General features: G+C 45.6%; 16 protein-coding genes. All 16 read right to left on the bottom strand.

Translation table 11 applies throughout. From position 1 onward, the window contains the following. Positions 1–9: 9 nt before the first annotated feature. Positions 10–330 (bottom strand): flagellar hook-basal body complex protein FliE, encoded by a 321-nt coding sequence (gene fliE / locus ACW5MY_RS08765; protein WP_289394347.1) that lies wholly within the window; start codon positions 328–330, stop codon positions 10–12. A 10-nt stretch (positions 331–340) separates the two neighbouring features. Then, positions 341–793 (bottom strand): flagellar basal body rod protein FlgC, encoded by a 453-nt coding sequence (gene flgC, locus ACW5MY_RS08760; protein ID WP_013352254.1) that lies wholly within the window; start codon positions 791–793, stop codon positions 341–343. Next, positions 793–1182, bottom strand: a complete 390-nt coding sequence (gene flgB, locus ACW5MY_RS08755) for a flagellar basal body rod protein FlgB (protein ID WP_013352253.1) — start codon at positions 1180–1182, stop codon at positions 793–795. The genes flgC and flgB overlap by 1 nt, the downstream gene beginning before the upstream one ends. A gap of 353 nt (positions 1183–1535) precedes the next feature. Further along, a complete protein-coding gene (codY, locus tag ACW5MY_RS08750; RefSeq protein WP_013352252.1) occupies positions 1536–2315 on the bottom strand; it encodes a GTP-sensing pleiotropic transcriptional regulator CodY in 780 nt (259 codons plus the stop codon). 37 nt (positions 2316–2352) lie between these two features. Next, a complete protein-coding gene (gene hslU, locus ACW5MY_RS08745) occupies positions 2353–3756 on the bottom strand; it encodes an HslU--HslV peptidase ATPase subunit (protein ID WP_014470401.1) in 1404 nt (467 codons plus the stop codon). Between the two features lie 16 nt (positions 3757–3772). Continuing rightward, positions 3773–4318 (bottom strand): ATP-dependent protease subunit HslV, encoded by a 546-nt coding sequence (gene hslV, locus ACW5MY_RS08740; protein ID WP_013352250.1) that lies wholly within the window; start codon positions 4316–4318, stop codon positions 3773–3775. 15 nt (positions 4319–4333) lie between these two features. Beyond that, positions 4334–5251: a tyrosine recombinase XerC gene (gene xerC / locus ACW5MY_RS08735; RefSeq protein ID WP_013352249.1), complete on the bottom strand. Its 918-nt coding sequence runs from the start codon at positions 5249–5251 to the stop codon at positions 4334–4336. A gap of 69 nt (positions 5252–5320) precedes the next feature. Further along, positions 5321–6628, bottom strand: coding sequence for an FADH(2)-oxidizing methylenetetrahydrofolate--tRNA-(uracil(54)-C(5))-methyltransferase TrmFO (trmFO, locus tag ACW5MY_RS08730; protein WP_013352248.1), 1308 nt, complete (start codon positions 6626–6628; stop codon positions 5321–5323). A 64-nt stretch (positions 6629–6692) separates the two neighbouring features. Next, a complete protein-coding gene (topA, locus tag ACW5MY_RS08725) occupies positions 6693–8768 on the bottom strand; it encodes a type I DNA topoisomerase (protein WP_014470402.1) in 2076 nt (691 codons plus the stop codon). Between the two features lie 181 nt (positions 8769–8949). Further along, positions 8950–9849 (bottom strand): DNA-processing protein DprA, encoded by a 900-nt coding sequence (gene dprA, locus ACW5MY_RS08720; RefSeq protein WP_013352246.1) that lies wholly within the window; start codon positions 9847–9849, stop codon positions 8950–8952. 65 nt (positions 9850–9914) lie between these two features. Next, on the bottom strand, positions 9915–10817 hold the full coding sequence (gene sucD / locus ACW5MY_RS08715; RefSeq protein ID WP_003154281.1) for a succinate--CoA ligase subunit alpha: 903 nt from the start codon (positions 10815–10817) through the stop codon (positions 9915–9917). Between the two features lie 28 nt (positions 10818–10845). Continuing rightward, complete coding sequence (gene sucC / locus ACW5MY_RS08710) at positions 10846–12003, bottom strand: ADP-forming succinate--CoA ligase subunit beta (protein WP_013352244.1); 1158 nt, start codon at positions 12001–12003, stop codon at positions 10846–10848. A 174-nt stretch (positions 12004–12177) separates the two neighbouring features. Further along, positions 12178–12459: a FlhB-like flagellar biosynthesis protein gene (locus tag ACW5MY_RS08705; RefSeq protein ID WP_013352243.1), complete on the bottom strand. Its 282-nt coding sequence runs from the start codon at positions 12457–12459 to the stop codon at positions 12178–12180. After that, entirely contained in the window at positions 12456–14159 is a 1704-nt protein-coding gene (locus tag ACW5MY_RS08700) for a hypothetical protein (protein WP_014470403.1), read from the bottom strand. The genes ACW5MY_RS08705 and ACW5MY_RS08700 overlap by 4 nt, the downstream gene beginning before the upstream one ends. A gap of 16 nt (positions 14160–14175) precedes the next feature. Further along, the gene (locus tag ACW5MY_RS08695; protein WP_013352241.1) at positions 14176–14943 is read right to left on the bottom strand and encodes a ribonuclease HII; all 768 of its coding nucleotides are present in this window, start codon (positions 14941–14943) and stop codon (positions 14176–14178) included. 72 nt (positions 14944–15015) lie between these two features. After that, on the bottom strand, positions 15016–15864 hold the full coding sequence (ylqF, locus tag ACW5MY_RS08690) for a ribosome biogenesis GTPase YlqF (protein WP_013352240.1): 849 nt from the start codon (positions 15862–15864) through the stop codon (positions 15016–15018). Positions 15865–15957 lie beyond the last annotated feature (93 nt).

Here is a 15957-nt window from a genome sequence, read left to right as displayed (position 1 = left end):
ATCTGACCACTACATCTGCATTCTCATGATTTCCTGATAGGCTTCCACGGCTTTATTGCGGAATTCGGTAGCGGCCGTCAGAGAAATATTTGCTTTTTGGGCAGTGATCATGACCTCGTCAAGGTTTACATCCTTTCCTGCAGCCAGTTCGTTCGTTATTTGGTCAGATTTTACTTGTGACTCATTTAACGAATCAATTGAGTTTTTTAAAAGCTCCGAAAAGCTTGTTTGGTTTGAAGAATCAGTTTTTTGCGTTTGGTTTAATTGATTCGTTACGTTTTGAGTGTTTTGCGTTTGTTGAAGCTGAAAAGGAGTAATAGCGTTAACCACTTACATCACCTTACTTTCCGATTTCTAAAGCCTTTAAAAGCATGCCTTTGGAGGCGTTCAATGCCGTCACGTTTGCTTCATATGATCTCGTGCTGCTGACAAGATCCACCATTTCCTTTAATGGGTCTACATTTGGTTTTTGTACATATCCGTCTTTATTCGCATCCGGATTTTCCGGGTCGTAAACAAGATTAAAAGCGGATGGGTCTTCCGTAACCGCGGATACTTTTACGCCATTTCCCGCGCTTCCGATTCCGTTCATCTTGGAATTTAAAAGGGACGAAAATGATTCGCCTCCGGATTGGAGAGATACGAGCTTTCTTCTGTAAGGCACCCACTCGCCATTTACCTGCTTCGCTCTCGTTGTATCCATATTGGCCAGATTGGACGATACGACGTCCATCCGGACACGCTGTGCGGTTAAAGCAGAGCCGGAAATATTTAAGCTTTGAAAGCCACTCATTATTTTCCTCCTGTCAAGACGGTTTTCAGGGAATTGAATTTGCCGCTCATTCTTTCAACCAAAGCCTGATAATTAATTTGGTTTTCGGCTAAATCTGTCATTTCTTTGTCTATATCCACATTGTTTCCGTTTTGCTGGTACGATGTATCACCGCTGGACACAATGGAATAATCGGCCCCCGAATCCGTAAAGTCAACGTGCCGATAGTCGGTTTTTACAGCCTCAAGATTAGATGTTTCCTGATCTAACAAATTTCGGAAAGAGACTTTTTTTGCCTTATAGTTCGGTGTATCTATATTGGCGATATTGTTAGTTATGACTTTTTGCTTAATGTCCGCTCTCCCCAAGGCATTCTCAAGATTTTGTATAGTTCCAGAAAATAAGTCCAAATCCACTTACCTCCATTTCAGATATTTTTCTCCTAAAAATCCTTGTCGATAATTGTAAAACCATATGCTTATTGTAAGAAATAACAGGCTTAAAGTCTATGAAGTTAGGCTAAAAAAAAGTGCTCAATTATATCTATTTTGTAAGTAGGTATTAAGTCCTAGAGTATTTGTACTACAAGCATTTGTTTAATATAAGACTGAAAATAGCTCAATTTCTGTATTTTCCCCTTTTTTCACACAGCAAGATGGATTATCTCAGATCAGATTCCAATAATCAACTTTAAATTGCAACTTTTCACCCATTGTTCATAAAAAAAGCAGGACCCCCATTTTCAGGGGATCCTGCTTTTGGTTTAATGTGATTTAAGATTTTCCAATTCAATAAGGAATTTGTTGTTCAGAACTTTAATGTAAGTTCCCTTCATTCCCAGTGATCTGGATTCAATGACGCCGGCGCTTTCCAGCTTTCTCAGCGCGTTAACGATTACTGAACGCGTAATGCCCACACGGTCCGCAATCTTACTTGCCACAAGCAAGCCTTCGTTTCCGTCAAGTTCTTCAAAGATATGCTCAATCGCTTCAAGTTCACTGTAAGACAGAGAACTGATCGCCATTTGAACGACTGCTTTGCTTCGTGCTTCTTCTTCGATTTCTTCCGCTTTTTCTCTTAAAATCTCCATTCCTACAACGGTTGCTCCGTATTCAGCAAGAATGAGATCATCATCTTCAAATTGATCCTGCAGACGGGACAGAATCAATGTGCCCAGACGCTCGCCTCCGCCGATAATCGGGACAATCGTCGTTAAGCCTGCCTGGAACAGGTCTCTGTTTTCAACAGGAAATGCCGTGTATTCACTGTTGATATCAAGGTTTGAAGACGTCTCCGGAACGTTGAACAGATTTTTCGTGTACTCTTCCGGGAACTGGCGGTCTTCCAGCATTTTTTTCATGCGGTCATTTTCGATCTGCTGATTAATAGAGTAGCCTAAAAGCTTTCCTCTGCGGCTGACGACGAAAATATTAGAATCAATGACATCACGAAGCGTTTCAGCCATTTCTTTAAAGTTTACGGGTTTGCCTGCCGCAGCCTGCAACATGCTGTTAATAATTCGTGTTTTTTGTAGTAAAGCCATGTTAAATAATCCTCCTAGAATTCCTCTTATTAAATTTTCACAATATAAATTGACTTAGATCTTTGTTGTTTGCAATCGTTCCGAGCTTTTCTTCAACGTATTGCGGCGTGATGGCGACTTTTTCCATCGTCACGTCCGGCGCTTCAAACGACAGGTCTTCCAACAGCCTTTCCAATATCGTGTGAAGCCTTCTCGCTCCGATGTTATCCGTATCCTGATTCACATGATAAGCCACTTCGGCGATCTTACGAATAGCTTCGTCAGAAAATTCAAGAGATATACCTTCTGTCTGCAATAAAGCCTGATATTGTTTTAACAGCGCGTTATCGGGTTCCACGAGAATCTTCACAAAATCATCCACCGTCAGCTTGCTCAATTCTACACGAATCGGAAAGCGGCCCTGCAGCTCCGGAATCAGATCGGACGGTTTGGCCATATGGAATGCTCCGGCGGCTATAAACAGCACGTGATCTGTTTTGACGGAGCCGTATTTCGTGACGACGGTAGAACCTTCGACAATCGGGAGGATATCCCTTTGCACACCCTCTCTCGATACATCGGCTGAGGAAGAAGCTCCTCCGTTTTTAGCAATCTTATCTATTTCGTCAATAAAGATGATGCCGCCCTCTTCAGCTCTTAACACAGCCTCCTGGCTGACTTCATCCATATCAATTAATTTGCCTGCCTCTTCATTGGTCAGAACCTTCCTAGCCTCTCTGACCGTCATTTTACGGCGCTTTTTCTTTTTGGGCACCAGATTGCTCAGCGCATCCTGCATATTCATGCCCATCTGCTCCATACCCGAGCCTTGCAGCATGTCAAACATCGACGGCTGCTGCTCTTCCACCTCTACGGAAACGTAATGGTCTTCGAGCTCTCCCAATGCGAGCTGATGCGCCATGCGTTTTCTTTTTTCTTCAAGACTAGCTTCTTCCTGCTGATCGGCTTCATCATCGTTTGTCGGCTGGCCTCCCCCGAAAAGCATTTCAAACGGGTTTTTCACTCCCGCTTGTTTTTTCTTTCCCGGTACGAGAAGCCGCACAATACGTTTGTTTGCATTTTCTTCAGCCTGTTCTTTTACTTCGCTGATTTTTTCTTCTTTAATGAGCCGCACTGATGTCTCAACGAGGTCTCTGACCATTGATTCGACATCTCTGCCTACATAGCCGACTTCTGTAAATTTTGTCGCTTCAATTTTTATAAATGGCGCACCGGTAAGCTTGGCGATCCGTCTGGCGATCTCTGTTTTCCCCACCCCGGTCGGGCCCATCATCAGAATGTTTTTGGGAACGATCTCATCTCTCAGTTTTTCATCAAGAAGACTTCTGCGATAGCGGTTTCTTAATGCCACGGCGACAGCTTTTTTCGCATCCTGCTGTCCTACAATGTATTGATCCAACCGATCTACAATTTGTCTCGGTGTTAACGGTTTGTTTTCCATGCGCCTCAAGTCCTTTCTATTCAAGTTCTTCCAAAATGATCTGATCGTTTGTGTACACACAAATCTCGCCCGCGATTTTCAAAGCGGCATGTGCAATATCTTTGGCGGACAGGTTCTCTCCGGCATAGGTTTTCAGCGCTCTTCCTGCTGACAGGGCGTAGTTTCCGCCGGAGCCGATCGCCATAATGCCGTCATCCGGCTCAATCACTTCACCTGTTCCCGATACGAGAAGCAAGGTATCCTGGTTCATGACAATCAGCATGGCTTCCAGCTTGCGCAGCACTTTATCGCTGCGCCATTCTTTCGCAAGCTCAACCGACGCACGTTTTAAATTGCCGTTGTATTCTTCAAGCTTCGCCTCAAACATTTCAAAAAGTGTGAAAGCGTCTGCAACAGATCCTGCAAAGCCGGCAAGAACCTTTCCGTTAAACAGCTTTCTCACTTTTCTGGCAGTATGCTTCATGACTACAGCCTGACCGAATGTGACCTGGCCGTCTCCTGACATAGCGCTTTTTCCTTTATGCTGGACGGCAAAAATCGTTGTCGCATGAAAAGATGACATGAGAAGGGCCTCCTTTTAATTTTCTTTAAAAGCTCTCGGATGGTGGGACATATATGTGTTTCTCAGCATTTCCTTCGATACATGCGTGTATATCTGTGTAGAAGACAGATTGGAATGGCCCAGAAGTTCCTGAACGCTTCTTAAATCAGCCCCTTCATTCAGCAGATGGGTCGCAAACGTGTGCCGAAGCATATGCGGGTGTATATGTAAAGTGCCGGATGCCTTTTTTACAAGCCCGCTTAAAATATACCGGATTCCTCTGGCGGTAAGCGGACCGCCTCTTTGATTGACAAACAGCACATCATGAGGCTCTTTTGCTTTTTCAAGCAGGCACTGTCTGCCGCTGTTGATATACAGCTCCAGCGCATCACGGGCATATGAGCCGAACGGGATGTAGCGCTGCTTCCTGCCTTTCCCGTGAACGAGCACCGTATCCATGAACAGGTCAAGATCACTGACAGTGAGCGTACAGCACTCACTGACCCTCATTCCGGTCGCATAAAGAAGCTCAAGCAAGGCCTGATCGCGCATCCCTGACGGCTGACTTCTGTCTGAAACAGCGAATAGTTCCTCAAGTTCTTTTTCATAAAGAAACTTCGGAATCCGTTTCTCTTGTTTCGGCAGATGAACAAGCTGAAACGGATTCTCTTCAACAAGCTTTTCCCTCATTAAAAATTTATAGAAGCTTCTCAAAGCTGAAATTTTCTTGCTGATTGTTTTTCTTGACAGGCCTTTTTCATAAGCTTCTGTCAAAAATATTCTCACATCATGATATGCAGCTTCATTCAATCCATTTATATTTTGAGCATGCAGAAACATCCCAAATTCTTCAATCGAATTAACATAATTCACAATAGTATATTGTGAATAATTTTTTTCAATTTGTAAATATTCAACGAATAACTTTAAAAAAAAGTTAACATTCTCAGCCATTATGAAGACCTCCCTCTCCGAAGGGCTTTTAAATGGTATCATATTATGCATTGAAGTTGCAATGAAAAGCTATATCGTTTTCGAAATAGTTTGAATAGTCTCAATTGCGCGTTTAGCGTATTCTTCGTTTCGTTCTTTTTTGTTTTTAATTTTAACAGGCAATTCTTTTAATAAGCCGAAGTTTGCATTCATCGGCTGGAAGTTCTTCTGGTTTGTCGTCGTAATGTAGTGAGCCATGCTTCCGATCGCCGTCTCCTGCGGGAATGTCACAAGGTCCTGACCGAGAACAAGTTTGGCTGCATTGATTCCCGCTACAAGACCTGACGCAGCAGATTCAACATAACCCTCTACGCCGGTCATTTGGCCCGCGAAAAACAGGTCGTTCCGCTGTTTAAATTGATATGTCGGATTCAAGAGGCTCGGCGAGTTGATAAATGTGTTTCTGTGCATAACGCCGTATCTGACGATGTCAACATTTTCAAGGCCCGGGATCAGTTTAAGCACTTCTTTTTGATCTCCCCATTTTAAATGTGTCTGAAAACCTACAATATTATAAAGCGTTCCCGCCGCGTCGTCCTGTCTGAGCTGAACGACTGCATAAGGCCGCTTGCCTGTTTTAGGATCTTCCAGTCCGACCGGTTTCATCGGTCCGAACAGCATCGTTTTCTTGCCTCTTTTCGCCATGACTTCAATCGGCATGCAGCCTTCAAAGAAGATTTCTTTCTCGAATTCTTTTAACGGAACCGTCTCAGCCGTCGTCAGCGCTTCATGGAAACGGTCAAACTCTTCCTCAGTCATCGGGCAGTTTAAGTATGCCGCTTCTCCCTTGTCATAACGGGATTTTAAGTACACTTTATCCATATCAAGGCTGTCTTTTTCAACAATCGGCGCCGCCGCGTCATAAAAATACAGATATTCTTCTCCTGTGAGCTCTTTCAGCTGCTGTGAAAGCGATTCTGACGTAAGCGGACCGGTCGCGATAACTGTCGGGCCTTCCGGAATCTCAGTTACTTCCTCGTGAAGAACCGTTACGTTCGGATGGTTTTTCACAAGATCCGTCACGCTTTGCGCAAATTCATGGCGGTCAACGGCAAGCGCTCCCCCTGCCGGAACCGAGCACTTATCAGCAGATTGAATGATTGCTGAGTCAAGCGCCCGCATTTCTTCTTTTAATACGCCTACCGCATTGGCGAGCGTATTTGAACGCAATGAGTTGCTGCATACCAGTTCCGCGAATTTGTCAGTATGATGGGCTGCCGTCTGCTTTACGGGCCGCATTTCATATAGCTTTACTTGAATTCCTCGTTTTGCAAGCTGCCATGCCGCTTCACTTCCGGCTAGGCCCGCTCCGATTACATTTACTGTTTGCTGGTTCATTTCTTTTCATCTCCTGTTGTTTGTCCCTTCCACACAAAGAAGGTGAGCAAGGCTCTGCTCACCGCTACTTCTGTGGTTCTTCCTTATAATCGCATTCGACGCATTGGACTTGTATGCCTTTTTTAAGCTTTTTCTCTACGAGCATATTTTCACATTTCGGGCATTTTCGTTCAATCGGTTTGTCCCAAGATACGAAGTCGCATTCTGGATAACGGTCACAGCCGTAAAAAACGCGTTTCTTTTTTGATTTTCGTTCGACAATGTTTCCTTCATGGCATTTAGGACATTTAACGCCGATTTGTTTGACTATCGGCTTGGTATTCCGGCAGTCAGGGAAGTTGGAGCACGCCATGAATTTCCCGTACCGGCCCATTTTGTAAACCATCCGGGAGCCGCATAACTCACAATCTTCATCCGCGTATTCAGGTTCAATTTCCACTTCTTTCATTTCGGCTTCCGCTTTTTTCACGCGCTTTTCAAAGTCGGTATAGAAGCTGTCAATGATTTGAACCCATTCTGTCTCGCCGTCTTCAACATGGTCAAGATCTCTTTCCATTTTTGCCGTGAATTCAACGTTTATGATTTCCGGGAAAAACTCCATGATCAGATCCAGCACGATCTGCCCTAGCTCAGTCGGCACAAACCGTTTATTGTCTAGTGCCACGTAACCGCGGCGCTGGATGGTGTCAAGAGTCGGCGCATACGTTGAAGGACGGCCGATACCCAGTTCTTCAAGGGTTTTAACCAAGCGCGCCTCTGTGTAACGCGGAGGCGGCTGAGTAAAGTGCTGCTCAGGCTCAATATCTTTGGATAAAACCGTGTCTCCCTCTTTAAGGTCCGGAAGCATGCGGTCTTTTTCTTCCAGCTGATCGTCTTTACCCTCTACATAGACTTTCATGAAGCCGGCGAATTTGACTTTACTGCCGTTTGCCCGGAATGTCAATCCGTTATTGCTGAGATCAACACTCATCGTATCCAGAACGGCTGGCGCCATCTGACTTGCAACAAAGCGCTCCCAAATCAGCTTGTATAATCTGAGCTGGTCTCTTCCAAGCACCGCTTTTAACTCGGCAGGTTTTCTGAGTACTGAAGTCGGACGGATCGCTTCGTGGGCATCTTGTGCGTTTTCATTTTTCTTTGCCGCTTTCCGTTTTCCCGCTAAGTACTCTTTTCCGTATGCCTGATCAATAAAAGCTGACGCTTCTTCAACGGCTGTGTTGGAAATCCGCGTTGAGTCCGTTCTCATATACGTGATGAGCCCGACTGTTCCTTCTTTGCCGAGATCAATTCCTTCATATAACTGCTGAGCGATCATCATCGTTTTCTTCGCTCTGAAATTCAGTTTCCTTGCAGCCTCCTGCTGCAGGGTGGACGTTGTAAACGGCAGAGCGGGATTTCGTTTACGTTCTTTTTTCGTAACCTTGTCTACCGTATACTTATTGCCTTTCAGCTCAGCAAGAACAGCTTTCACGTCTTCTTCGCTTTTTAAAGGAAGCTTTTTGCCGTTTTTTCCGAAAAAGCCGGCTTCAAACGTCTCTTTTCCTTTTAAAAATGAGCCGGTAATCGTCCAGTACTCTTCAGGTTTAAAGTCGTTGATTTCCTTTTCCCGGTCGATGATCAGCCGGAGCGCAACGGATTGCACACGGCCCGCACTGAGGCCTTTTTTTACTTTTTTCCAAAGAATCGGACTGATTTTGTATCCGACGAGTCTGTCTAATATGCGGCGCGCCTGCTGCGCATCGACAAGATCCATATTGATCATGCGCGGATGTTTAAATGATTCTTTAATGGCGTCTTTTGTTATTTCATTAAAGACGACCCGGCAGTCCGAGCTTAGATCCAGATCAAGGCTGTGCGCGAGATGCCATGCAATCGCTTCCCCTTCTCTGTCGGGGTCGGCCGCGAGATAGACTTTTTTTGCTTTCTTGGCCGCTGTTTTTAATTCTTTTAAAACAGGGCCTTTCCCGCGGATCGTAATATATTTCGGTTCAAAGTTCTGTTCGATGTCAACTCCCATTTGACTTTTTGGAAGATCCCGGACATGTCCCATTGAAGCTTTGACTTTATATTTTTTCCCTAAATAACGTTCAATCGTTTTCGCCTTTGCCGGCGATTCCACGATGACTAGATAATCAGACATTTTCATCCCCCTCAAGAGGTGTTCTCTCTCTTTTCAAGTATCAATTCATTTTAGAGCTGCCTTTTTATGGCTTTCAACATTTCATTCTTTATGATGAACGTCATTTTATACATGAAAATAATGTGCAACTTTAAATCCTCACTATTATTAAATATTACAATACCGTTTGTCAAACGATATTTCAAAAGGGTTCCGTATACTGAACGCCTCGGGCGGTCAGCTCTCCGTCAATATCCTCTGCGCATAATACCGCTTTCGCCCCTTCTTGAATGAGTTTTATAGGTCCTCCGGAATATGGATTAAAAATGGAACCGGGAACGGCAAATACCTCTCTCCCTTGATCAAGGGCTTGATAAGCCGTGATTAATGAACCGCTTTTTTCTTTTCCCTGCACAACTACAATTCCTTCACTTAATCCGCTGATTATGCGGTTTCTCATCGGAAAATGCCACTTTTTCGGCTTTGTTTCAGGAGGATGTTCTGAGAGTAGGAGATGATGTTCAGCCATATATTCTGCTAACAGGAGATTTTCCCGGGGATAGATATGATGGAATCCGCCGGCTATTACGCCGATCGTAAGCCCTTTTGCCCTGATGCTCGCCTTATGAGACAATCCGTCTATGCCGGATGCCAGCCCGCTTACTATGACCCAGCCTTTTTTTGAGAGTTCAGCGGTAAGATGCCCAACCGCTTTTATTCCGTCTTCCGTCGGTTTCCGCGTTCCTACAATCCCTATTTTTCTGCCTTTTTCAAGAAGTGACGTATGCCCTTTTGCAAACAAGACAGCCGGCGGATCATAAATTGTTTTAAGCCATGAAGGATAGCGGCTTGATGAAATCGGGATGACAGTACTGCCTTCTCGGCGGTAATCGGACAGAACTTTATCAAGTTCCGGTTCCTTGCGCTCTATTTCTCGAAAAATTGCTTTCGGAGCTGTTTTCCCTTCTGACAAAACAGTTAATGGATGCGGATCTCGTAAAAAAGACAGAGAGTGATCAGCTTTCCACCATTTTAATAGAAGAGACGGGGAAATGATTTGATTGATACTGCAGACCATTAAACAGCGCGACGCTTGATCCAAATCTGGCAACCTCCTCTTTTGTACAGCAAAAACAGGAACAGCCGTTACGGCTGCCCCTGCTTTGATCAGTGAGTTTTGCACGTTTCAAATAAGCCTTTTTCTTTCAACACCTTAATCAGTGTTTCACCCATTACAGAAGGGGTTTCCGCCACTTCAATCCCGCAGGCGTTCATCGTTTTGACTTTTTCTTCTGCCGTGCCTTTTCCTCCGGAGATGATGGCGCCCGCATGGCCCATGCGTTTTCCAGGAGGGGCAGTTTTACCGCCGATAAAGCCGACAACAGGCTTTGTCATGTTCGCTTTCACCCACTCAGCCGCTTCCTCTTCAGCTGTGCCGCCGATTTCTCCGATCATGATGACGGCGTGTGTTTCAGGATCTTCATTGAATGCTTTTAACACGTCAATAAAGTTCGTGCCGTTGACCGGGTCGCCGCCGATACCTACAGCGGTAGATTGGCCTACGCCGGCTTCTGAAAGCTGATGGACAGCCTCGTATGTCAATGTTCCTGAACGGGATACAACGCCTACATGCCCCTTCTTATGAATGTATCCCGGCATAATGCCGATCTTACATTCTTCAGGCGTAATAACACCCGGGCAGTTCGGCCCTATTAATCTCGTTTTCTTGCCTTCCATAAAGCGTTTCACTTTCACCATGTCCAAAACCGGAATGTGCTCAGTGATACAAATGACAAGATCAATTTCCGCGTCAACCGCTTCCATAATTGCGTCTGCCGCAAACGGAGCCGGCACATAAATGACTGACGCATCAGCGCCCGTTGTGTGAACCGCTTCTGCGACCGTATTGAATACCGGCACGCCTTCCGCTTCAGTTCCGCCTTTTCCAGGTGTTACACCGCCAACGATATTCGTGCCGTATTCCAGCATCTGCTTTGTATGAAATAAAGCGGTAGAACCTGTAATCCCCTGTACAATAACTCTTGTATCTTTATTGATAAAAACACTCATTATCTGGTCCCCTGCCTTTCATTCTTTCCTAAACTAAGGATACGATTTTCTGCGCGCCGTCTGCCATTGATTCCGCAGATGTGATATTTAAGCCTGATTCATTCAGGATTTTCTTTCCTAAATCTACGTTTGTCCCTTCAAGGCGCACGACCAGCGGCAATGTCAATCCGACTTGTCTCGTCGCTTCAACAACGCCTTCGGCAATGACATCACACTTCATGATGCCGCCGAAAATATTAACGAAAATTCCTTTTACGTTTTGATCGGAAAGAATGATTTTAAAAGCTTCCGTAACTTTTTCAGCGGTTGCGCCGCCCCCGACATCCAGGAAGTTTGCAGGTTCTCCGCCGTAGTGTTTAATGATATCCATTGTAGACATTGCAAGACCCGCGCCGTTTACCATACAGCCGATATTTCCATCAAGGGAAATGTAGCTTAAATCGTATTTTGAGGCTTCGATTTCTTTCGGATCTTCTTCATCTAAATCTCTGTATTCCATAATGTCTTTTTGTCTGTATAACGCATTACTGTCGAAGTTCAGCTTAGCATCAAGCGCCATGACGTTTCCGTCTCCCGTGACGACGAGAGGGTTGATCTCGGCGATGGAGCAGTCCTTCTCAACAAATGCTTTATATAGTCCGAGCATAAATTTAGCGGCTTTGCCGACAAGCTCTTTCGGGATGTTAATTGCGAATGCAATCTCCCTCGCTTGATAGCCCTGAAGGCCTACAGCCGGATCAATAACCGCTTTTTTAATTTTTTCAGGTGTTTTTTCCGCTACTTCTTCAATTTCCGTTCCGCCTTCTTCAGACGCCATTAAAACGATTCTTGAAGTGGCGCGGTCAAGTACAAGCCCGACGTAGTATTCCTTTTTAATATCGCAGCCTTCTTCAATAAGTAAGCGTTTTATTACTTGTCCGTCCGGACCCGTTTGATGTGTGACGAGCGTCTTGCCTAACAGTTCTTCGGCATACTCCTTCACTTCATCCGTTGTTTTTGCAATCTTTACCCCACCAGCTTTGCCGCGGCCGCCAGCATGGATTTGCGCCTTTACGACATAAACCGAGCTTGACAGGCTCTCTGCTTTTTCAACTGCTTCCTCTGCTGTAAAAGCCACTTTACCTTCAGGAACAGACACCCCGTATTTTCTGAGGACTTCTTTTCCCTGGTACTCATGGATATTCATTTCCCATCCTCCTAACTTATGTAGCAAAACTAAAAATAGACTGCGCTTTCATTCTATATAATACTGGAAGAATTGTCTAGGGTTCAAAACAAAATCTTTATATCCTTCCAAACATTCTAACTTTTATTTTATTGAAAATATAAATTTAAACGGAGTCTGGGAAATGATTGATCCTTATTTTTCGTTTTTCAGGCTTTCATCCAGCCGGTAAACAAATGAAAAAATTTCAGCGACGGTTTCATAAAGCGCTTCCGGTATCTGATCGTCGACCGTCAAATGCCGCATTAATTCGACAAGGGTCCTGTCTTCCTGAATCGGGACCCCCGCCTTCTCAGCTTCTTTTATGATATTTTCCGCCACATGCCCCCTGCCTGTTGCGATAACCTTCGGGGCTTGATCTTTCTGCCGGTCGTAATGCAGGGCGACAGCTCTTCTTAACCGAGTCTGCTCTTTCATACTTTCACATCCACTTTTCGTCCGCCGTCTTTTTCCATAAACTCATCCACAAGAGCGCTCTGGTCTTTCGGACGCCGTTTTTTTGCCGTGATGCCTGACAGGCTGAAGCCCGTTTCTTTTACGGCTTCTTTCAAAGCCGGCACGAGAGGGTCGATGGCCGCCTGAAGTTCAAAATCGGTCTCAACTGTAATGGTCATTACATTTTGCTGAATCATACAGTCCACGACGGTTTCTTGCAGCGTTTCAAGATGCAGTAAAAACAGGAGCCTGCAATGTGACGGATCGAGTTTTCCGTCCGGCTTCTTCCGTCCTTTAAAAAGAACTGTAATATCATTCTCATATGCGGACGCTCCCAATGGAAATGACAGCACCATCTGCGTAAAAGAAGGGTTATGCTGCTCAATAAACAGTTGGCCGTTTAATTTATGAATAAGCGGTTCTGCCTCTTGTTTAACGGCTTGGGGTGCTTCTTGAAGCGTCCGGACAGCCTGGAGGGCCGTTTTCAGCGCTTGTTTCTCCGGCTGCGGAGACATTCCCTTTTCAAGCGCTGTAATGAATGATAATTCATCACGGGTGCCCAGCCCTTTTTTGATTCTCTGCAAAAGGCTTAATACATCATGTTTTTCCGTATATTTCAGTTCGGTAAGCTGGACAGCTTTTTCGAAAACAGCCGTCTCCTGTTCTGTCAGTTGTGCTTTTTGAAGAACAGGTGCTGTTTTGGATGTTTTTTCTTGCGAAATAAAAGCCTTGATGATGTCCGCCGTTTCTTTTACGGGGCGGTTTTCATTCTTTTCGGCTGATGCCATTAATTTTTCGATAATCTGTTTTGCCTCTTTTTCAGGCAGTTCCGTATCCGTCCTGGCATTCGGAAGAGAAGGCTGGCTCGGGGCTGTCTTTCCGTTTTCACGAGTCACTCGGACAAATGGTGATTGTTTTAATTCTGTCCCTTCTCCTTCTTCTGTCAGCCCGGTTTCTGAAATCGGCATGCGCGCGGCCGAAGCAAGCTTCTTCAAGAGACGTTCTGCATGAAGATCTGTTTCCGCGTCTAACACGTCAGAAACCGCCTCTTTAAGCACAGACAGCTCTTTTGCCGATTGCGGAGCCTGATTGATTGCCTGAAGCAGTCCTGATAGAAGGCGGCGGGTCGGAAACGGGTATTTGACGGCATGAATGGCTGACAAGACTTCCGGATGCGCGGGCAGTTCCCGTTTAAGTGCAAATACAATAGTTTCTGCCGCTTTTTTCAATTCGGCTGCCGGGAGCGATTCAGCCCAGCGGATACAGGCTTTGAGGCTGTTTTCCGTCATCGGCAGTTTCTGATGCATAAACGTTTCGGCAATATGCTGAGACACCGGTCCCGGTTTGACGGAAAGGGCGTTCAGCAGTCTTCCCGCCGCTTCTTGAACGGTTTTCGGGCTTCCTTCGAATTGGTCAACGACATGAAGCCGGCCCGTTTTTTCAGCCGGCTGCTTTTCATAAGAAAACCAGTAATACGCCTGCGGCCGGAGGGCAGTTTCAAGCTTTCCCTGCATCGTCCGGCCGCCGATTTGGATAAGGGCGCTTTGATCATCCAACAAGCGGAGAACCTTCCCTAACAGCAGCCTTTGGGTACCGCTGTCTTTGCTGCCGTCTTGCCTTTCCGGAGAGGTTTCTGTTATCAGCTGTCTGAAAGCCGCTTGGATTTCGCCGCTTATGTTCATGTCTTACGCCTCTTTTCTAACAATAAGATTGAACGGGAGCGAACGTTTTTCGGTGAATATTTGTCGGTCCGTATGCCTGAAGAGCTTCAAGATGTTCTTTCGTTCCGTAGCCTTTATTTTTTTCAAAGCCGTACATGGGATAGGTTTTGGCGTATTCAGCCATGAGACGATCCCGCGTTACTTTTGCTATGCAGGCTCCGGCGGCAATTGATACGCTTTTGGCATCCCCTTTTATGACAGATGACTGCGGAATGTCAAGCGGAAGCGTCATGGCATCTGCAAGCAGATAATCTGGTGTTTCCGCTAAAGCATTGACCGCTTTTACCATCGCCAGTCTTGCCGCCTCATAAATGTTGATTCGGTCAATAACATCCGCATGGACAATGCCGACTCCTATAGCCGCCGCTTCTTCCGTGATCCGGGTGTAATACTCCTCGAGCTTCTTTTCCGATAATTTCTTCGAGTCCGTGAGACCGAGAATTTCGCACTGTGCCGGCAAAATGACAGCGCCGGCGACAACCGGTCCGGCAAGCGGCCCTCTTCCCGCTTCGTCAACACCAGCAATCAGGCGGAAGCCCTTTTTGTATGACAGTCTTTCGTATGCCGTCATGTTCAGCCACTGCTCTTTAAGAGCTTTTTCCTTCGCATGCTTTTTCAGCCATTGCTCTAAAAGCGTCTGTACGCTTTTTCTCGGATCTTTTTCACATTGGGCAAGGAAAGGGTCGCTTTCGTCCCTGACCTCTTGCAGGCGTTCTTTTACGCTTTTTACGGTTAATGTATTCACGTTCTCTTCTCCCTTACATTATGTATATCGGTATTCTGCGGAAAAAATAAAGACCCGCATCGCTGCGCGTCTTTATTCTGATGGTGTTTCAAACGAAAGCCTGCCGAATTTTTCCGTCCGGATGTCCCGAATGATGACTTCTGTGGTTTTATCATAGTCAACCAGCCCGCCGCCCATCAAACAGCCGCGTTTTTCACCGATCGCGTCAAATAGGGCGGCAATGTCTTCAGGGATTTCCTGAAGTCCGTAGCGCTCCTTTAAGCGGTCAGGATAATGCTCTTCCAGAAAGCGCAGTCCGAAGACGGCCACATCCTGCAGGTTGATAATAGTATCTTTAATCGCCCCGGTGATCGCCAGGCGCAAGCCAACAAGCTCATCTTCAAATTTAGGCCATAAAATTCCCGGTGTATCGAGCAGCTCTAATTCCTTGCCTACCTTTACCCACTGCTGTGAAGTGGTAATGCCGGGCCTGTCTCCCGTCTTGGCAATGTTTTTTTTGGCCAGCCGGTTGATGAGCGTAGATTTCCCTACGTTCGGAATACCGATGATTAATGCGCGGATGGCTCTTGGCCTTATGCCTTTTGCTTTCATTTTATCGAACTTATCTTTCAGAAGCTCTTTCGAGGACGGGACGATTTGATGCAGTCCCTGCCCGTTAACGGAGTTTATTGAAAGAGAGGGAATGCCCTGTTCCTGAAAATGGTCCTTCCACTGGGCAGTCACAGCCGCATCCGCCTTATCGGCTTTGTTTAAAAGCATAATGCGCGGCTTATCTTTTAAAATCTCCTCAATCATCGGATTTCTCGATGACATCGGTATTCTTGCATCCACCAATTCGTATACGATATCAATTAATTTCAGTTTCTCTGTTACTTCCCGTCTCGCTTTAGCCATATGGCCCGGGAACCATTGAATGGTCATGTGACTTAGACACCTGCCTTATTTGCCGGAACCGTATGTTCCGGTGATCTCTTATGTATTTTACGTTGCTTGTTCTGCTTTTACAAATTTCAT

This window comes from Bacillus sp. Bwzl_19 (assembly GCF_054900515.1).
The sequence above is the reverse complement of the archived record's forward strand: the minus strand, read 5'-3'. Positions and strand labels throughout refer to the sequence as shown.